This is a genomic window from Photorhabdus kleinii (assembly GCF_025384885.1).
Lineage (GTDB): Bacteria > Pseudomonadota > Gammaproteobacteria > Enterobacterales > Enterobacteriaceae > Photorhabdus > Photorhabdus kayaii.
Genome location: NZ_JAJAFY010000043.1, coordinates 1 through 19645 on the forward strand (window position 1 = coordinate 1; position 19645 = coordinate 19645).

Here is a 19645-nt window from a genome sequence, read left to right on the forward strand (position 1 = left end):
CGTTCTATACCGCAACACTCTTAACCACCGATTAAGCGATCTTCTTGATCAACATGTGATTGCTGTTGCCAGTGATGAAAAATTGGAGACTATTTTGCCACAATTGAATATCAATCAACCTGAACAGGTAGCTGATTTTATTGTCGAATGGCTGAATATGGAACGTTAAGTCACTTCCGCCTGCGCTCAGTCATGTGAAAACTCCCGAAACATAGGCAGAAGACCAAAAACAACTATTGATAAGGGAATAATTAACCGATTGTACTTCTTTTGGATCAAGACCTGATTACAGCACCGGCCACCAAACGCCCCTGATGGAACGTCGCCTGACGGGCAGGCAAACGTGCCACGGCCTCAGCAGAGCAACTAGCTGCCACCAAGACAAATTCCGCCTTATCACCTACCCGCGGCCAAATACGCTGCCCCTGGTCATTAAGCGGCAACACACCGCCAGTAGCAATAGCCATAGCGCGGGAAAGATGAAATTCATCTGAGCCACGGTACAACTGCGCGTACAAATTCGCCTTTTCCAACATATCACCCGTGCCAAACGGCGACCAGTGATCAATCACACTATCAGTACCCGTCATAATAAATACCCCTTTAGCCATGAGTTGCGGCAACGGCATCATCAAGCTACCAATAGGCACGGTGGAAGCTATCGTGATTTGCTGCTCCGCCAAACGGGAAGCGGTTTCTGTTAGTTTCTCCTCATCCAATGTGGTCAGGGCGAAGGCGTGGCTGATAGTGACCTTACCACGCAAAGCAGATATCTTCTCCACCGTATCAATCATATAGTTGATAGCAACAACACCCGCTGGGCTTACCTCATGCAGATGAATATCCACACCAGCGTTATTATCGAGTGCAATCTGGAACATAGTATCCAGTGATTTTTCCATCGCAGCATCTACGCTAGTAGGGTCCAACCCACCAACATACTGTACCCCCATTTGCATCGCCTCACGCATCAGTCCCTCCACTTTGGAGTGCAGCAAACCGTGCTGAGGAAAAGCAACAATTTCACAACTGAAATCATCACGGTGATTATCTAACGCATACTGCAAATGCTCCAGACTCTTCAAACCACTAACCGGATCAATATTACAATGGCTACGGGCTACCGTACTGCCCTTGGATTGCAACAGAGCGATCAAACCCTCCGCTCGTTGCTGTGAAGTAGGCAGTAGTTTGGGGATCAGAGTTTGTTCCTGAGCGATCATATCTATAATGGTTTTACCCTGGCGGGGTAACGGTGCCTGCCACGGACCACCGTAGTAAGTCTTATCTAGATGAATGTGCATATCACGGAAAGTAGGCAACAACAGCTGTCCCTGCGCTTGATAGCATGGCAAATGCGTATTTAGTAGCACACTCGCAGCATGGATTGCAGCAATCCGACCATCTTTGATTTCCAATGTATATAATGCGGTACGTGTGCCAATCACAATATCGCCATTATATTCAAACCCATACTCCAATAGCACATCTCTCAGATAGTAATGGCTATCAATAAGGGTAGTCTGCATCAATGATGTATTAGCGGCAGTGGTTGTTGATGGTATAGCCTGCACGATCCCCCCGGTCAAGGAAACCGCCGCACAAGCGGTAGTGAATTTACCCGTTTGGCTGAGAAAAGCTCTTCGGCTTTGCTGTTGAGTTTTTTCCACATTTAAGTCCTTATTTGAATCCTTAAAAAAGCTCACTAAATTTGATTCTCTGAAGGATATTTTCCAGAATTTAAAACTACATATAAGCAGATTTTCAACAACATCACCGTATTATCATAGCCTACTCCCACAGAATCATTGTATAGAAAGCAAGCATATTGTGATCTTTCGTCAATTTTTGCTAAGGAGTTGATAGAGTTTTTCTAATATCCATCGAGGTAAATCCCAGGCAAGTCTTTGAACATCTATTACGTTGGTAGTTTGCTTACTCATCTGAACGATCAGTAAGCAATATGCGTTTGTGCACAAATCCTTACACCTACCTCTGATGAGAGAGATTGATAAGAGAAAGGCCGAATGAAATCGGCCTTTAGAAAAATGTTATAGATAGGGTTCAATAACATCACTGCATCGTTACTCCTACACCTTAAATCTGGAATTTTTCTGGAAAAGCTGAATTCACCTCACTTGTGAACACTTTCCAGAGTTTTCATTAATTACTGATAAAAGAGCACCTTTTGTAGTTTTTAAGGAGTGTTTTCCAGAAAACAGAAGTTAGAAGTTAATAGTGCAAATTGTAAATAACCTCAGCTTCGTTTAAAAATGGCGATATCACAATCCCGTAAATTCAAGCTCAGTTTTTTAGGTTGGAATGTATAAGCAATTAAGCCCGCGACGATTTCCAATAAAAAACCGAGCTGACTGCGGTGTCTTGAATGCGCTATCTGAGAAATATTTTTGAGCTGATCCACAACCGGTTGAGTAGGCCACGGGAACTGCCCCCGCAGCCTCTCGCAGAACGGTACGTGAGCCTCTCGACTCATACCGCTCCCATCAGGCAAACACGCCTGTCATTCCTGCCCGCCAATGGGCAAACAGCCCCTTATGCTGCTTTGCGATCCTTTGAAGCAGTTTTGAGGCTTGGGTTTTGTGTCTGCTCAGTGCCTTGAACTTTCGCCTGGCCCAGCGCACCAGCGCTTTGTTGAGTTGCCTGAAGACCTTATACAGTTCCGACCGGCAAAATTGCCCATAATAATTCAACCAGCCATTGATTATGGGGTTTAGCCAGTTTGCCAGTTGTATCAGGTTCAGTTCTGTCCGCATTCGGATTTTCAACTTACGAATTTTGAATCTCATGGCTTTTTGGGCCGCTTTGCTGACTGCCGGTGTAAAACTCACAAACAAACTGTTTCTTTTACGGTTCTTGACCCACCTTGGTCTGAATGTATATCCCAGAAAATCAAAACGGGTATATTCATATTTTCCTTTTCGTTCGACATCCTTACAGTAAGCAATCCGGGTTTTGTCCGGATGCAGTACCAGTCCACATTCCCTGAAACGGTGTTCCAACATTTGCCAGATTTCTCTGGCCTGAGCTTCACTCTGGCAATGAACCCGTCCATCATCTGCATAGAGACACCATTTCATCCGGGGATAATATTTCTGCATCCACTTGTCGAAAACGTAGTGCAGAAATAAATTTGCCAGTATAGGGCTAATCACACCGCCCTGTGGGGTGCCTTTCTCCCGGAATAACACCTCACCATTGCATTTCATCGGTGCCGTTAGCCAGCGTTCGATGTACAGGCAGATCCACGGACTGTTTGTGTGTTTCCTCACGGCTTTCATGAGTAAATCATGAGGAATATTGTCAAACAACCCCTTGATATCGAACTCCAGTACCCAATCCTGCTGCCAGCATCGCTGCCTTGTGACTCGGATGGCATCAATCGCCGATTTATTCGGGCGGTAGCCATAAGAATCCGGCAGAAAATGAGGCTCAACAAGCGGTTCGAAATGAAGCCTGACCACCATTTGTACCACACGATCCGCTACAGTAGGAATACCCAGCAGGCGTTCACCTCCCGATTTCTTGGGAATGGCGACACCTTTTACTGGGGGCGGATAATAACTGCCCGATGATAAGCGGTTCCAGAGTTTATACAAATTCCCTTTTAAGTTTGATTCAAAATCCGCGAGGGTTTGACCCTCCACGCCTGCCGCACCTTGATTGGCCTTAACCAATAACCAAGCACGGTACACCTCCCTTTTATCAATGACAAACGGCTTTGCCTTAACCTCCGTATCTCCTCCTGCCTGACAGTTGGATACCGGGTAAGGCTGCCTGACGTGACCCCTTCGCTCCACATTCATTACAAATATTTCCTCACTACTACGAGTCACTCCGCCCCTGTATCACGCTTCGGTACTCTCATACTTGTCAATTTAGTGACTTGCATTTCTTCCTTAACATCGTGATGACAGGTTCCCGCAGTTCCCAGAAAGAACCCGATACAAAGTCACGCCCACTCTACGCCGGACACCACCTGCGCAGCATTCGGATCCACTCACAGATTTATCCCGGAAGATAGAAACGCCCCCGGTTTTGATGTCAACTCTCTTCTTTACGACGCGTCCACATAGGTTCGGTTTTACTCGTCTCTCTGTACCCTACCTGCCGAACTTTTTTTTGTTCGCGCTTTGACCTCAACGCTCACGACCCCCGCTCTTTACGGCAGCCGCTTGAGGTAGTTTGAAGCCGGCTTCCGACAGCAGACTTCGGTGGGCCTGCCACCATCTCCTCCTGAGCTTACGCTACATACTGGCTGCATTTCCTATGCGGCTAGTTTGTATGCCTGCGGCACACTTTCTATTAAAAATCGCCTTCTTAACATCAGGTTATCCCACAGAGATAACGCTTTTGCCTTCATGTTACTGCGGACATGAGTGATTAACGTTATTTCTTCTGCTTCCAGTTCATCACACAAGGCCTGTGACAAATACCCTTTATCGCCATACAAACACCCTGTTAACCCTTGTACCAGCGCTTTGACGGGATGACGATCATCTTTATTTCCTGAGGTCAGCTTAACCGCTAAAAGTTCACCACAATCATTGATAACCAGATGAAGTTTACAGCCATAAAACCAGCCTGTACTCGTTTTCCCTCGCTGTGCGACACCCTCAAATACGCGATGACGGGGAATACGGAGATTGTGACAAACAGCAATTTTGGTTGAATCAATAAAGGCGATACCCTGGGTTTGGGCCTTGCGTGACGAAAGAAAAGCACAGAGAGGAATGAGCGCCCTTTGTTTCAAGGTTAACATCCGGGTGTAGCTGACCAACCGGGGAAAATCGGCCTGAAGATAGTGTTTAACATGCTGAATATAAAACGTTTTAAAATCACGATAATGGCTCATGTGGAATAAAATGAGTATCGTCATCACTTCACTGAGAGAAAGGGAAGCGTCGCGGCGACGTTTGAGCAAGCCATTTTCAATTAACTGTTGATGCCAGAGAGGAATAAATTTTTGGCAAAAGTCATCGACGCCACAGTAAAGCTCTTCTAAATTAGACATGCCTGAGGATCTCACGATTTTGTTTTCTTTGACAAAAACTTTGATCGTGCCTCAGGCACTTAGTTCCCTTCTTAAGCAAACCTCAGGTTAAATACCTTTAAGCTGAGGACGTCTGAGAAAATAGTAAGGACTAAAGTTACCTTGTGTGCTTTGTCTGAACTCCGTTTGGATGAGTACACAAAAATTTGTAAACATAGGCAGTTTGTACAATCAGCTAGCAAAGATGACTCAACAATATCAGTACAAATTACCGGACTGAAGTCAAATACAGTGTTCAATATAAAGCATCTAGACCAGCGATTTAGCATAGGAAGCAGTAGGGCTAGATTTTAACCTACTGAAAGCATTAAATTTGAACTTGTGGAATGATTGATACCCTTGGCTGTATCTCTGTCAGAATATCAGCATAGGATTGCAAAATATCGGTGAATAATTGCTTATGTTTTGGAGCTTCCAAAGTTACAACAAATGCATATTTGATTATCGGTGCTTTGGCGCCATCAATAGCCCCGCCACCATCTCTAGCCATATAATGAAGCTCGAAAGCGGGTTTCTCTAGTTTGTTACCAAATTTAGATTTTTGAGCGTGCAAAACAGATTCCCATTTCGCCGCATCACGCCTTAGCTCTGCTTCTGTCGCAATCTTTACTTGTTGAAAAAAAGACTCCTTCAGTTTTCCATCCTTCGGAATCCAACTAATTTCAACGCCAGCTTTTGTATACATAGAGGAATCTTGAGGATCTACAGGAGTAGAAAAACAGCATGTTGCTTTGATGGTAACTTTTCCATTAATCCCAGAATCTGGAATAGGCAACGGTACCCGCAAATACTTTCCAGGGCTCAACTCACCTTGATACAAAATACGCGCAACACCATCCGGCGATTCTATTAACTGTTCTACATTATCAGGTGCTTTCCCCCAACCAACTTCTGACACATCATGACCTTGACTATCGGCAGAGTTAACCAAGAGAGCTTTAATAGCTAACGGAGATAACTCATGCCCCATCACGGCTCTTATTCCGACTGCATTGCGAAGAACGTAAGGAGAAGCAAAACTGGTTCCTTGTACTGGAACTGTTCTAGGCTGAGAACTTGAGGCTAATACATGAAAATAATCTTTCGGGGATCCCCCAAAACCCAGTAAATCAGGTTTTACTCTGCCTGGTGCCCTACCTGGCCCAATAGCACTATATGGAGCTCTAGCCCATTCAGGTCGCAATGTATCAGCAGCACCAACAGCTACAGCATTTACACAATCAGAAGGTACTTGGATTCTATTGAGTTGGGTTGCATGATCTGCTTCTCCATTATTACCAGCAGCAACGGTAAAGAAAGTTTCTCCATCAGCAAGGTAGCTGTCTAGCAAGGAAGTCCATGCATGAACTTCATCATCATCAATAGCTAAATCAGGTCCTAAACTTAAGTTTATAAACTCGTATTGTCGGGAAAGAAGAATGTCTTCAATATGCCCAAGTGTCCGATAAAGCTCAAAAGGATCTTCTTTATCAATATATGAATCCAAGATTCTATGATGATCAATATATGAGTATGGTCGTGCAGGAGTTTTACCAGGTTCAATAGGTCCGAAAAGGAAAGCGGACGAAACACCAATTCCATGTTCTGGCCCACCTTCGCAGTCAGATGCTTGAGCGTCAGATAATTTATAATCTCGAACCCAAGGGTGCAGAGGGTGACTTACTGGCAATCCTCCATCTAATATGGCAACTCTTACATCATTTGCTAATGGTGGCTCTGAAGGTAATTGAACCGGAGAAGGTACGGACATAGAGCGAACCATTGGCTGAAATGCCCTTAGCATAGGCATCGGCCTTACAACACGCACAAATGGATGTTTCGCTAACTGCCTGAGATGTTGTTCTGAGCCCATCATTGGCACAAACCATAAGTTTGATACCATTATTGATATATCTTCATCTGGTACAAAGCCTATTGAACGGGAATAAGTTAGTACAGAAGCCTTAATAAAGTCACTTGAGCTACCAGGAATTAACTGGACACCTACTTCAAACTCTACAGGTTTCTCTACTAGACCTGGTTTAACTTTCGAGTCTGGTTCTATAGTTTCGATACTCCATATTTTCTGCAAATCATCAGAACCAGGAGTTTCATTTGTAAAATCTTTTAGTTTCTGGCCGAATTGTTTAAGCTGCTCACGTTTTCCGGCAATATAAAGAGCCGTCGATGGCGATATTTTAGGTTGACCTTTTTTTGTCCAGCGATCCGGTCTTACTTCAGTAGCACGACTCCCAATAGAGTGTACGCCTATTTCTCTCAACAAACGTTTAGGAAAGTGGCCTTTTGCTATATATGACGGGTGTAAAGTAAGCTTTGTAACAACATAATCTCGCGGACATATCGAGCTTTCATATTGTTTAAGCTCTTCAACCACATGCTCAAATTGTGGTACTAACCGTGTAATTGACTCCTCAATAGTATATAGCCCTCTACTTGAAGGGGGAATTCTAGGAGGTGGCGTCAAACTTGTTAGCTCTTCAGCCTTACCAATAATATAGTTTTTCTTCGGCATTTACTTTCCTTACGAGTCCTTTTAGTTCAATCGCTTCCGGATCGTGTCTCGACTACATCCAAATACTTTTGCTGCTTTTTGCTGTGACATTCCTATTTCTGAAACAGCCTTAACTGCTAGCTCAATCCTTTCTGCTCTAGTTTTCATTTCAATATCCGGCAGAACATAACTCAGTATGTTTTGCTCAAAATCCTTAGGATTTAGAATCTTCATCTTCCGAAGTTTATAAATGACCCTACGAATATTGCTATATGAAGTTCCAACCAAGCTTAATTGAATTAAATCGATCCAAGGTAAAAACTCATCTTTATCCTGTCCTAGGAATTTATAAATAGCTTCAGTTACAAAGGATTCGCTAGGATTTTCAAAGAAAATCTCAACATCAAATCTTCTCCATAAGGCAAGGTCGACTAACTCTGGGTGATTTGTTGCAGCAATTAAAAGACCACCTGTTGGCCAATCTTCTAATTCTTGTAGCATTACAGTCACTAAACGCTTTAGTTCTCCAACATCACCTTCATCACTTCGACGTTTGGCAATTGCATCAATTTCATCTAACAACAGAACACAGGGGTGTGACTTAGCAAAATCGATAACTTTACGTAAGTTGCTACCAGTTTTACCTAAGTAACTACTCATTACTGCGGTTAAGTCAAGAGCATAGAATGGGAGATTTAGTTTTCCTGCTAACCACCTAGCAGTCATGGTCTTACCAACGCCAGGAGGACCTTGAAAAATTATAGAACTTGTAGGAAATAGGCCACTTTCATTTAATAGCTCACTAGATTGTCTTTCTTTAAGTATATTCGTTAAGGTTTGCTTTAACTTTTTATCAAGTAAAGGCTCTTCCCCAGAAATAGAGCAATCAAATGACTTTAGTAAGGGAATAGCATTGTCTATGTTGGGTTCAAACAACCCTGTCTCTTCTTCAGAACGCTGTTTGCGACGAAAAACACTGTTAGACCTGGCAGGTTGAGATTTGAGTAGACCTTCTATTTCAGTGCCTAATTGTGGCTCCGTTTTTCTTAATTTACGTACCAATTTCGCAAGATAAAGCCTTACATCAGACTCTTTGCCGGATAAAGCTAATCTAGACAACGCTACTAGTTCATTTGAACTAATCATTGTTTTTCACCATTATATCAACCAACGCATTGCAGTGACTAAAAAAATAATATTTTAATAATATTAGTCACAGAAAAGCAAAAAGTCCATATTTATAGGTTAATAATTATGACTAATTTTTTGAAAATACTTACCATGTAGTCACCCCCTAAGCCCCCACTCTAAACAGGAGTGAAAATGTTACCTAAAATGGGAAAATTGCTTCATCAAAACGACATCAATCAACTACCTGCTTACTTAGCTATACACTTAAGTCAAGTTCCTAACTAATACTATTACGAACGTTATTTTATTCTAACAATTTGATTTCGCCGTGGTTCTGCTAGCTCTAACTGCTCAAGCAGTTAATTTTCAAATTAAGACTGATTGATCCAGACTCACCAAAGGTAAATCGACATGACTAAAAGTACAGGAACAGGTCGTATACTACACGAGATAAGTGCTTACACAGCTCTCGAAGAAGAATACGACACAAATGTTGCAAATACTGTAACAGCAACAGCTATTAACAAAGCTCATAAAAATGCACTCGTGACCCCAACTGATGTTGGCTCATGAGCCAACATCAATAAAATAGTTCTTCAAGGAAAAGTTGATATAGATCAAGAAGCACTAAGATTAAACGAGCAAGCAAAAGAGGCGGCAGATCAGATGATTGCAGACATTATGAACACCTCCGAAACCGAAGATACTGATGAATGACTATAGATTTCCACTTGCAAACAAGGGAGTTCATTATTGGACTCCTTTTTTGATATTTAGCGCTTCCTATACGGCTATAAGACATGTTTTTCCCTCAGATAGTGACAGCTTTCACTTTCCCCTTTTCGTATAATTAAAATACTCATATTTTCAGATAGTTATATATCTAGAAAAAACTAAATTGCAAAGTGCCGACTAATTCCCTGATTAGCTCATAATCGCAGTTAAGCGGGCGTTTACGCACAGGATTTCAGATAACTTCTGGTAGGGAAAAATCATATGTGCAGAAAATGCATGAGCAATAGGGTCTAACCAATCATGGAACACTTTCGTGCTTAGAAAGACTACATCGCTAGTCTATCACCGCCATTCTTAAATCAGACTTTATTACTCTATCTGCTGAAAGTAACTCCGATAAAATCTAGGAGGTTGGTGAATGGGCATAAAAAAGGCCAGAACTAATCCTGGCCTAATTCAGCATCTTCCAGAGGATGGAAGGTGTGCAGGTGGGATTCCTACACTAACGTGTCATAGTAACAAACTCTTCCGCCGCAGTGGGATGAATTGCAACCGTGTTATCAAAGTCTTTCTTCGTTGCCCCCATCTTCAATGCAACAGCGAAACCTTGCAGCATTTCATCCATTCCGAAGCCGATACCATGAATGCCAACAATCTTCTCTTCCGGCCCGACACATACCAATTTCATCCGGCACGGCTGGCGATGTTGAGTGACAGCGGTATACATCGCAGTAAAAGAAGATTGATAAGTTTTCACCTGCTCTTCACCAAATTGCGCTTTCGCCTGAGGTTCAGTCAGCCCCACAGTACCAATAGGCGGATGGCTGAATACGACAGTTGGAATATTGGTGTAATCCAGATGTTCTTCTGGTTTATTGTTAAACAAGCGCTCAGACAAACGACGACCTGCTGCAACCGCTACGGGGGTTAATTCCACTGCACCGGTGTTATCACCTACTGCATAAATACCTTTCACATTCGTATTCTGGTATTCATCAACTCTGATGTAGCCTTTTTCATTCAACTCAACACCGGCTACAGACAAATTCAGATTATCCGTTGCGGGCTCACGGCCAATAGCCCAGATTAGGGTATCAACGGTTTGTTCTTTGCCATTTTGCAGTTGCAAGGTCAGGCTACCATCCGCATTTTTACTTACTGATTTTGGCACCGATTCTGTATGCAAAGTAGGTCCTTCGGTATTGATGACTTCCAAGAGTGTTTCAACAATCATCGGATCAAAAGAACGCAACGGTGCATGTTGACGCACAAATAGATGAGTTTCACTACCAAGAGCATGCAATACACCAGCAATTTCTACGGCAATATAACCTGCGCCAACAACCGCAACCCGCTTTGGCATCTCTTCCAATGCAAAAAAACCATCAGAATCAATACCATATTCTGATCCTGGTATATCAGGCCGCACAGGGCGGCCACCTGTCGCAATCAGAATATGATCTGCGGTGATTTTTTCACCATTCACTTCAACCGTATGTGCATCAACAAAATGGGCAAACCCCTGGATCACATCAACTTTATTGTTACCCAAGCCACGCCCATAAGACTGGTGGATACGATCGATATAAGCAGTGCGACTGGCAATGAGTGTCTTCCAGTTAAAGCGGTTGATTGTCGTATCAAAGCCATAATCTGGCCCATATTGGTGGATAGATTCAGCAATTTGCGCCGCATGCCACATCACTTTCTTCGGAACACAGCCCACATTGACACACGTTCCACCCAATGCCTTAGCTTCAATTAGGGCACATTTCTGCCCGTACATAGCCGCACGGTTAATTGATGCTATGCCACCACTGCCACCACCAATCGCTATATAGTCGTAATGTTTGCTCATCCGGATTGTTTCCATCTAATCAATTCAAGGGAGTTAATACCCAAAGCCTATTATGGCAAAAAATATCAAGCAGTCGCGATGGTTTTGGCTCTCGCTGCCATTGTTAAAAGCTATTCTGGCACCACCCATTTAACCAAAGTGTGACCCATTCCTTCCGGCACCAGAACCTGATGTAACCACGGCAACACCGATTTCATCTGCTGTTCCAGTTTCCAAGGTGGGTTAATCACTATCATGCCAGAGGCGGTCATGCCTCGCTGATCGCTATCAGGCCGGACAGCCAACTCAATTTGTAGAATACGGCGAATGCCAGTTGCTTCCAGCTCTTTAACCAGCCGTTTGATTTGCTGGCGTAACACCACTGGATACCACAATGCATAAACACCAGTTGCAAAACGTTTATAGCCTTCCTGAACAGCCTGTACAACCGCTTGGTAATCCGATTTCAGTTCATAAGGTGGATCAATAAGAATGAATCCGCGGCGACTCAGTGGTGGCAATTGTGATTTTAATTGCTGATAACCATCTTCACGCACAACTCTGGCGCGGTTATCACGGGAGAATTCATTACGTATTAGAGGAAAGTCACTCGGATGCAGTTCTGTCAGATTGAACTTATCATTCTGTCGTAACAAATGGCGGGCGATTAAAGGCGATCCTGGATAGTAACGTAAGTTGCCACTCTGATTCAGTGCAGCTACTGCACTCATATAAGCGTTCAACTCCTGCGGTAAATCTTCACGCTGCCAGACGCGGGCAATCCCTTCCAGATATTCACTGGTACGTTCAGCATGTTCACTACTGAGTTGATAGCGGCCCGCACCGGCATGCGTATCCAGATAGAGAAAAGGTTTCTCTTTTTCTTTAAGAGATTCAATGATCAAGCTTTGTACAGTGTGTTTCAGTACATCAGCATGATTACCGGCATGAAAACTGTGACGATAACTTAGCATTAATTTCAGACCCCAGAGCAGAGAATAGGTTGATTGCCAGATAGAGTACCTGACAACTAAAAACCCATCCCAGTAGATGGGACAGATGGTAAGGCCCTATTATAGCCCTATTAGCGACAAAAATGTCAGACTCCTTACCTTTACTCCTAGCGATCTCTTTAGTCATATTAATTAAAATTTAGGATAAGTGAAAAATTCTGACCGGACCTAATGTAATATTTAATGAGTAATGTTATCTGCATTTTCACTGAAAATCATAAGTAGTATTTACGTAATTACAAACAACAAGAATTGTGCAATTAAAAAAACAAGACATTAAACGAACAATTAAATATACAAGATCTTATGTTGATGTTCACAAAATCACCAATCAGGAACAGAGATTGAAAAATGTTAACACTCACTATATGGAAAAATAATCAAAAGAAAAGCCAGAAAAAATGACCGAATGTTATCGAGATCATTAAGTAATATCGTTAAATAGTACGTGTAAAAAATGAAAGGGAGAGAAAGAAAAAAAATCAAAAAAGCTGAAAGAAGTTGAAGACAGTTATTAAAAATCTTCAACTTAAAATAAAGAAAAATTAAGCTTTTCAGCCAATGAAGAGATATTTCATTGGCTGAATGATTACATTACCTATCAAGCAACAATAGGTGCACGCCAATCATCTGCGCCGGAAGTACCTGCGGTTGTATGCTCCCAATTAATCTTACGATAAGACAGAGAAACACGAACCAGCTGAGTAAATTCAGATTTTGTTGGGTCCTGACAATGAGGCATTTGGCAATCAATGTCGATAATAGTGGCATCTTCCAACTGCGTCGTGAAGAAATGCTCTTGTTTCCCTTCAACAGAAGTGCGATACCATTTCAATACTACACTCGTCAGCATTTCACCCGAAGCCAACGCGTTATAAAGCAATGGAACAGATTTATTTAATGCAACTGTAAAACGGAATGGTTTATGAGCACGCTGACCTGAAGGCTGACCTGATTGAGGATCAGTTGGTACGGTGACGACATGATCAAATGCTTGAACCAGCATTTCATCTTCGTGGCCCTGAACGTAAATATTGCCTACTGATTCAGCAGTGAATGAACCCGCAGTAATATTGCCCTGTGTTTTTCCGGTGATGGAAATATAACATGGAGTTGGCATAGAAATATCCTTTATAGAGATTGTGTCAACATTAAGGTAGCGATCATATTAATTTCAATAGTGATTATTTCATGTTGGGAAAAATCACTGACAAATGTATTGAACGCTGAAATGGATAATAAATACCAACCGGCTCGTTTCAAAATAAAATATAAATTGCAAAATCATTGAACCATCACTAACAAATAAAAATATTATAATTAATACCATTTTAAGATAATAAATCTATTATTTTATTTATTTTCAGGAAAATAAACTATAAATGCCAGTTTGATTGTTAGCTATAATTTCATATCTATATGAAATTAAAGTATTTTTGTGATTTTGGTCTAAATTATATTTTGTTCAATTAAAAATTGATAACTGGATCAAAAAATTAAACTTTTCCACTTAGTTAATAATGGAAATAATATTTCCATTATTAACTTAACTTACAAAATATAAACAAAAATACACTTAGAAATACTTTGTTACATAATGAAACAAAAAATCATAAAATGTCATAAATATAAAAAAACGCATGCTGTTCTATACCTATTATAGAGTACTTCAAACAAGGGAGTGATTAAGAAAGAACCAAGATGTAACTTATTGCTAAATAAAATAAAATCATCAAAATGCCAAATAGAGAGGTATATCTACATATATTTTAGCTTTACAATAAAAAAACAAAATGCGAAACTCTGCTTTGCAGAGCACATCTATATTGATGCTATTGCTCGATGAGTAAGAATATTCTGAATTCCGTATTTATCTATATGCTCATAAAAGTCAGCTTACTATCCAACTCAATGCAGTGAATCTCCCGTTTTTTAGTCAGGGGGAATTTTATGTTCTCCGTCACATATAGGTAGGTATCAAGGTCAGCTCTCTCATCAATATTGTTATCAGATAATTCCTAATTGACTAATTGTATTACCCAAAGGATTCAAATATGAGTAAAAATGGTTCAGGTAGCGTAGCGCCGAAAGAAAGAATTAATATCAAATACGTTCCGAATACTGGTGATCAAGTCGCCGAAATTGAATTACCCCTTAACCTACTTATCGTTGGTGACCTCAAAGGAACAAAAGAAGATACGCCAATTGAAGAACGGCAAGCTGTTTCTGTGAACAAGAATAACTTTAATGCCGTGATGAATGAGGCCAATATCAATCTCACTTTTAGTGTCCCCAATCGTCTTAATGATAATAACGGAGATGACCTGCCAGTTAACCTAGAAATAAAATCACTCAATGATTTTTCACCCGATAACGTGGCGAAGAAAGTGCCTGAATTAAATAAACTTTTAGAACTGCGTGAGGCGCTCGTCGCACTAAAAGGGCCACTAGGAAATATTCCGGCATTTCGCACCCGCCTACAGGAATTATTGGGTGATGAAAAAGTCCGCGAACAACTTCTAAAAGAGCTTGAAATCGTCAATCAAAAGTAATTGACTGAAAAGGAGTTTTTAACATGTCCTTGCATGAAGAGAGCAGTACAACATTAACCCCAGGGTCCACGACTTCTTTGCTTGACGAGATCATGTCTCAAGCAAGAATGACGCCGGAAAATGATGGCTACCACATCGCGAAACAGGGTGTAGCCGCTTTTATCAGCAGTATTTTGGATACCGGTACTAGCGAAGAGCCTGTCAACAAGCTTGTCGTTGATAGAATGATTGTTGAGCTTGATAAAACACTCAGCACTCAAGTCGATGAAATTATGCACGCTAAAGAGTTCCAAGAACTGGAATCATCCTGGCGTTCGCTGAAATTGCTGGTTGATCGCACAGATTTCCGTGAAAACATCAAAATAAACATCATCCATGCAACCAAAGAAGAGTTACTGGAAGATTTCGAATTTTCACCAGAAATCATTCAGTCAGGCTTATACAAGCATGTTTATTCAACAGGTTATGGCCAGTTTGGTGGTGAACCGGTCGCTGCGGTCATCGGTAACTATGCATTCAGCAATAGCTCACCCGATATCAAACTAATGCAATACGTCAGTGCGGTTGGCGCAATGGCTCACGCGCCATTCCTCTCTTCCGTTTCACCTGATTTCTTTGGTATCAGCAGTTTTACCGAGTTACCAGCGATTAAGGATCTGAAATCTGTCTTCGAAGGCCCGGCACACACTAAATGGCGTTCGCTGCGCGAATCGGAGGATGCACGTTACCTTGGTCTGACTGCACCGCGCTTCTTGTTGCGTCTACCTTATTCAACGATTGAAAACCCAATCAAAAACTTTAACTATCAGGAAGATGTCAGCAAAGATCATGAGCATTTCCTGTGGGGTAATACCGCTTATCTACTGGCAGCCTGTTTGACTGACAGCTTCGCCAAATATCGCTGGTGTCCGAACATTATCGGACCACAAAGCGGGGGGACTGTCAGTGATCTGCCGGTTCACCTATTCGAAGCAATGGGACAGATCCAGGCTAAGATCCCAACAGAAGTTTTAGTTACCGATCGCCGTGAATTCGAATTGGCGGAAGAGGGCTTTATCACCCTGACAATGCGTAAAGGCAGTGACAACGCTGCATTCTTCTCTGCTAACTCAGTTCAGAAGCCAAAAGTTTTCCCAAATACTCGCGAAGGGAAAATGGCTGAAACCAACTACAAACTGGGTACTCAACTGCCCTATATGTTCATCATCAACCGTCTTGCACACTACATCAAAGTGTTGCAGCGCGAGCAGATTGGTTCCTGGAAAGAGCGTCAGGATTTGGAGCGTGAACTGAACACCTGGCTGAAACAGTACATTGCTGATCAGGAAAATCCACCAACGGATGTCCGTAGCCGTCGCCCTCTTCGTTCTGCCCAAATCCAAGTTTTGGATGTGGAAGGAGATCCAGGCTGGTATCAAGTGGCAATGCAAGTTCGCCCTCATTTTAAATATATGGGAGCTAGCTTTGAGTTGTCATTAGTAGGTCGCTTGGATAAGGAGTAATCAGTCATGGCTACGCTATACAGTTGGAATAGAGAAGGTTCTGCCAGCTTGTTCGAGCGTATTCAGGGGAAGAACTCCGGTTCTTCCCGCCAATCAAGAATGCGTGAACTGCTCAACTCCATAAAACGGCACCTGAATCATGTTCTCAATACTCATCCGGGTGCTTGTCAGAGTGCGGTTGATCTTGGCGTCATTGATCTCAATGATGCCACAACCACGGCAACTGACTTTAAACAGAGTATTGAGCAAGCAATAGTGCATTGCATCAGAAATTATGAACCAAGAATATCGTCAGTCACTGTCAGTGCAATCCATGATGATAGTGATCCGCTGCTGTTACGTTTTCACATCAGTGCGCAGGTATCCCTGGATGATATTCATGACGTTGTTGAATTTAACATTCAACTGGATAACAACCGGCGTTATTGCCTAGAGCGGACTCAATAAAATGTCACTTGAAAAATATTTTAGAGAGGAGTTGGATTACCTTAGGCAATTGGGGCGACAAGCCGCAATTGAACATCCTCACCTCGCCTCATTTTTGTCTGAACAAGGCTCTGACCCGGATGTTGAGCGTCTATTGGAAGGATTTGCCTTTCTCGCAGGTAATTTACGGGCAAAAATTGATGATGAATTCCCTGAACTCACTCATGGATTGTTGCATATGCTATGGCCAAATTACCTGCGGCCAACGCCTAGCATGACCATTATCCAATATACGCCTGATGATAGTGCCACCACACAAGCTACGCAGATCCAACGCGGAACTCAAATTAAGAGTCGTCTACTGGCGGATGCTAGCGAAGATGATGAGGATGAAGATACTTATTTAAGCAATACTAATACTCAAAAAACAGGTCAAGGCAATCGTTGTACTTTCACCTTATGTCGCGATGTCTGGCTGTTTCCAATGTCTATCCGGGACATTTCGGTCAATAATAGTAACGAGCAAGGTGTCATCGGCCTGAATTTCACCTCAAAAAAAGAACTTAACTTACAGGAACTGCAACTTGACAAGCTGCGTTTTTATCTAAGTGGCGATGATTACAGCAGTACACAACTCTATTTCTGGCTCAGTTATTACCTTGAAGATGCAAAACTTGTCGTAGGCGATACCACGATTCCATTGCCGGATTTCGACTTCGTTCCAGTAGGTTTTAATCGGGAAGATGCTCTATTGCCTTACCCGAAAAATGCCTATATGGGTTATCGCGTTTTACAAGAGTACTTCTGTTTTTCCGAAGGTTTTTTATTTTTCGATGTTACTGGTTTTCCTAAGTTACCGGCAGATCTTAAAGCCACAGATTTCACACTGAATCTCTATTTTTCAGAAGCACTGCCACCAGAAATTAAAATTCGTCAGGATACTTTTCGGCTGCATTGTGTTCCGGCAATCAATCTCTTTCCAATGGATGGTGAAGTTATTCAGCTAAATGGCAGTCAGTCTGAATATCCACTAAGAGCAAGTTATAGTAATCCTGATCGCTACGATATTTTCTCCATTGATAAAGTAGAAAGCTGGTTAGTCGGGCCTGATGGTAAACCTAAACTAGGGCTGGATGGTAGACGGTCCTATGTGCCATTTGAAAGTTTTCATCATCAAATCGAACACGAAAGCGAACTCAATACTCGCTATTTCCGGATCAGAATCAAGGAGTCCCCATTCCGCAAAGGGCTTGAACATTACATCTCTTTTGTTCGTGGTGATGAATCCCAACTTCTATTAAGTGAAGAAAATGTCTCGATTCGACTAACTTGTACCAACCGCGAACTGCCACTGCAACTACGGGTAGGTGATATTGATTACCCTTCCAAAGGAAGCCCGTCACTTGCCTCATTCCGCAACATAACCCGTCCGTCTGTTCCACTTTATCCACTGATGAGCGGTAAGTTCCACTGGTCACTTATTTCGAATATGTCACTGAATTATATGACATTACTGGATAAAGACGCACTGAAACAGGTATTACGTACTTATGATCTTCCTAGTCTGCATAACCGGCAGTCATCTCGGTCATCACAAAAACGGCTGGATGCAATCGAGCGGATTGAAACAAAACCAATAGATCGTCTGTTTAAAGGACTGCCAGTACGCGGACTAGAATCAACATTGTATATCCGGCAACAGGCTTTCAGCTCTGAAGGTGAACTCTATCTATTTTGCAACATACTGTCACGCTTCTTTGTCTTATATGCCAGTGTTAACTCCTTCCACATGTTGAAGGTAATCAATTTAGATAATCAGGAATGTTATCAATGGCTGGAACAGACAGGTCAACATGCGTTGATGTAACGAGTGAAAACTCGCCAGAAAATCAAACACTGGATATATCAAGATATAACTTTTATCAATTGGTCGAGCTACTCAACCAATTGGCGGTAGCGTGGGAAAAAACTGGGCAAACTAACCGCCCAGACCGTGAAGCAATCCGATTTAAATCCAGTGCCAGCCTGGCTTTCCCAACCAGAGATGTCATCTCTGTAAAACGTTCCAAGGAAGGGCGTTTCCAGATGGAAGTCTCTTTTCTTGGGCTACATGGCAGCCAATCGCCTATGCCAGGTTACTACCTTGATTCGTTAGCATGGGAAGATGCTCAGGATGAAAACCAACTAACTAATTTTCTTAATGTTTTCAATCACCGCTCAATCGTTATCCTTCATCAGATTTGGCGGAAATACCGTTATTACATCTGTTTTGACAAAAACGGACAAGACGATTTTTCTCAACGTATGTTTGCTCTGGTGGGACTTGGTAGTGATGTGAACCGTTCTCATTTGAAGATCAACCATAGCAAAATGCTGGCCTATGCCGGCCTGTTAGCTAGCCCCGGTCGATCACCAGAAGTAATGTGCAGCCTGGTTTCACATTGTTTTGATCTATCGGATGTTACGGTACATGGTTGGCAGCTCAGAAAAGTCGCTATCGAGCCGTCACAACAAAACCGCTTGGGTGGAATGCTGAAAATAAAAGGTCGGAAACCAAAGATTGAGCAGTCCGTAATAGGAAGAAATTTTTTTCTCGGTTCATGGGTGAGAAGCTGTAATAGTAAATTTACGTTATGTATCAATGACCTCTCACGTGAACATTTCTTGTCATTTCTCCCGGACGGCAAGAATTTCCTGCCACTAGTGATGTTTCTCTGTTTTGTCCTGCGTGATCAATTGGCTTGGGATCTGCGTCTTGGATTGGCCGAAAACCAAGCAGGCGGCATGGTACTTGGCACGAAATTAAACAATAACCTAGGGTGGACCAGCTTTCTCGGCGAGCCGGAAAAGAAACCCTTTATCACGATTTCAGTGAGTGAATAAAGAC

Annotated in this window: 13 protein-coding genes and 2 pseudogenes; 6 read left to right on the forward strand and 9 right to left on the reverse strand. The window is 42.3% G+C overall.

The window, feature by feature from the left end; all coding sequences use genetic code 11:
- Nucleotides 1-275: 275 nt before the first annotated feature.
- The 6 genes and pseudogenes from LG003_RS17395 to LG003_RS17420 all read right to left on the reverse strand — a co-directional run bounded on the left by LG003_RS17395 (nt 276) and on the right by LG003_RS17420 (nt 8708).
- Nucleotides 276-1670, reverse strand: a complete 1395-nt coding sequence (locus tag LG003_RS17395) for an amidohydrolase family protein (RefSeq protein ID WP_262981266.1) — start codon at nt 1668-1670, stop codon at nt 276-278.
- 587 nt (nt 1671-2257) lie between these two features.
- A pseudogene (locus tag LG003_RS17400) lies at nt 2258-2416 on the reverse strand (IS982 family transposase); the annotation flags it as partial.
- Nucleotides 2417-2504: 88 nt separating this feature from the next.
- Nucleotides 2505-3824, reverse strand: coding sequence for a group II intron reverse transcriptase/maturase (gene ltrA / locus LG003_RS17405; RefSeq protein ID WP_390894147.1), 1320 nt, complete (start codon nt 3822-3824; stop codon nt 2505-2507).
- 473 nt (nt 3825-4297) lie between these two features.
- Nucleotides 4298-5032: pseudogene (locus LG003_RS17410) on the reverse strand (IS982 family transposase); the annotation flags it as partial.
- Nucleotides 5033-5378: 346 nt separating this feature from the next.
- On the reverse strand, nt 5379-7583 hold the full coding sequence (locus LG003_RS17415; RefSeq protein ID WP_262981268.1) for a S8 family peptidase: 2205 nt from the start codon (nt 7581-7583) through the stop codon (nt 5379-5381).
- 21 nt (nt 7584-7604) lie between these two features.
- Complete coding sequence (locus tag LG003_RS17420) at nt 7605-8708, reverse strand: AAA family ATPase (protein ID WP_112878147.1); 1104 nt, start codon at nt 8706-8708, stop codon at nt 7605-7607.
- Nucleotides 8709-9104: 396 nt separating this feature from the next.
- On the opposite strand from LG003_RS17420, the gene LG003_RS17425 reads away from it, so the two are divergent.
- Nucleotides 9105-9266: a hypothetical protein gene (locus LG003_RS17425; RefSeq protein ID WP_205068647.1), complete on the forward strand. Its 162-nt coding sequence runs from the start codon at nt 9105-9107 to the stop codon at nt 9264-9266.
- A 664-nt stretch (nt 9267-9930) separates the two neighbouring features.
- Here the strand turns inward: LG003_RS17425 and gorA are convergent.
- The 3 genes from gorA to LG003_RS17440 all read right to left on the reverse strand — a co-directional run bounded on the left by gorA (nt 9931) and on the right by LG003_RS17440 (nt 13398).
- On the reverse strand, nt 9931-11286 hold the full coding sequence (gene gorA / locus LG003_RS17430) for a glutathione-disulfide reductase (protein WP_112878148.1): 1356 nt from the start codon (nt 11284-11286) through the stop codon (nt 9931-9933).
- Nucleotides 11287-11396: 110 nt separating this feature from the next.
- Nucleotides 11397-12239, reverse strand: a complete 843-nt coding sequence (locus LG003_RS17435; RefSeq protein ID WP_112878149.1) for a 23S rRNA (adenine(2030)-N(6))-methyltransferase RlmJ — start codon at nt 12237-12239, stop codon at nt 11397-11399.
- 640 nt (nt 12240-12879) lie between these two features.
- Nucleotides 12880-13398 carry an Hcp family type VI secretion system effector gene (locus LG003_RS17440; RefSeq protein WP_112878150.1) on the reverse strand — a complete coding sequence of 173 codons (519 nt, stop codon included), beginning with the start codon at nt 13396-13398 and terminating at the stop codon, nt 12880-12882.
- A 934-nt stretch (nt 13399-14332) separates the two neighbouring features.
- Between LG003_RS17440 and tssB the strand changes: the two genes are divergently transcribed.
- From tssB to tssG, 5 genes are read left to right on the forward strand one after another with little or no spacing between them, the layout of a single operon-like run.
- Nucleotides 14333-14830 (forward strand): type VI secretion system contractile sheath small subunit, encoded by a 498-nt coding sequence (gene tssB, locus LG003_RS17445; RefSeq protein ID WP_112878151.1) that lies wholly within the window; start codon nt 14333-14335, stop codon nt 14828-14830.
- Nucleotides 14831-14853: 23 nt separating this feature from the next.
- Nucleotides 14854-16332, forward strand: coding sequence for a type VI secretion system contractile sheath large subunit (gene tssC / locus LG003_RS17450; RefSeq protein WP_112878152.1), 1479 nt, complete (start codon nt 14854-14856; stop codon nt 16330-16332).
- Between the two features lie 6 nt (nt 16333-16338).
- A complete protein-coding gene (gene tssE / locus LG003_RS17455) occupies nt 16339-16779 on the forward strand; it encodes a type VI secretion system baseplate subunit TssE (RefSeq protein ID WP_112878153.1) in 441 nt (146 codons plus the stop codon).
- Nucleotide 16780: 1 nt separating this feature from the next.
- Entirely contained in the window at nt 16781-18625 is a 1845-nt protein-coding gene (tssF, locus tag LG003_RS17460) for a type VI secretion system baseplate subunit TssF (RefSeq protein WP_112878154.1), read from the forward strand.
- Nucleotides 18589-19641, forward strand: coding sequence for a type VI secretion system baseplate subunit TssG (gene tssG, locus LG003_RS17465; RefSeq protein WP_112878155.1), 1053 nt, complete (start codon nt 18589-18591; stop codon nt 19639-19641). Before tssF ends, tssG begins: the two co-directional genes overlap by 37 nt.
- Nucleotides 19642-19645: the final 4 nt, after the last annotated feature.

Excerpts from the sequence above, each read along its gene's own strand:
- tssB (WP_112878151.1), top strand. The coding sequence starts at position 14,333 with ATGAGTAAAAATGGTTCAGGTAGCGTAGCGCCGAAAGAAAGAATTAAT.
- LG003_RS17420 (WP_112878147.1), bottom strand. The coding sequence starts at position 8,708 with ATGATTAGTTCAAATGAACTAGTAGCGTTGTCTAGATTAGCTTTATCC.
- tssF (WP_112878154.1), top strand. The coding sequence starts at position 16,781 with ATGTCACTTGAAAAATATTTTAGAGAGGAGTTGGATTACCTTAGGCAA.
- LG003_RS17415 (WP_262981268.1), bottom strand. The coding sequence starts at position 7,583 with ATGCCGAAGAAAAACTATATTATTGGTAAGGCTGAAGAGCTAACAAGT.
- gorA (WP_112878148.1), bottom strand. The coding sequence starts at position 11,286 with ATGAGCAAACATTACGACTATATAGCGATTGGTGGTGGCAGTGGTGGC.
- ltrA (WP_390894147.1), bottom strand. The coding sequence starts at position 3,824 with ATGAATGTGGAGCGAAGGGGTCACGTCAGGCAGCCTTACCCGGTATCC.
- tssG (WP_112878155.1), top strand. The coding sequence starts at position 18,589 with ATGGCTGGAACAGACAGGTCAACATGCGTTGATGTAACGAGTGAAAAC.
- tssE (WP_112878153.1), top strand. The coding sequence starts at position 16,339 with ATGGCTACGCTATACAGTTGGAATAGAGAAGGTTCTGCCAGCTTGTTC.
- LG003_RS17440 (WP_112878150.1), bottom strand. The coding sequence starts at position 13,398 with ATGCCAACTCCATGTTATATTTCCATCACCGGAAAAACACAGGGCAAT.
- LG003_RS17425 (WP_205068647.1), top strand. The coding sequence starts at position 9,105 with ATGACTAAAAGTACAGGAACAGGTCGTATACTACACGAGATAAGTGCT.
- tssC (WP_112878152.1), top strand. The coding sequence starts at position 14,854 with ATGTCCTTGCATGAAGAGAGCAGTACAACATTAACCCCAGGGTCCACG.
- LG003_RS17435 (WP_112878149.1), bottom strand. The coding sequence starts at position 12,239 with ATGCTAAGTTATCGTCACAGTTTTCATGCCGGTAATCATGCTGATGTA.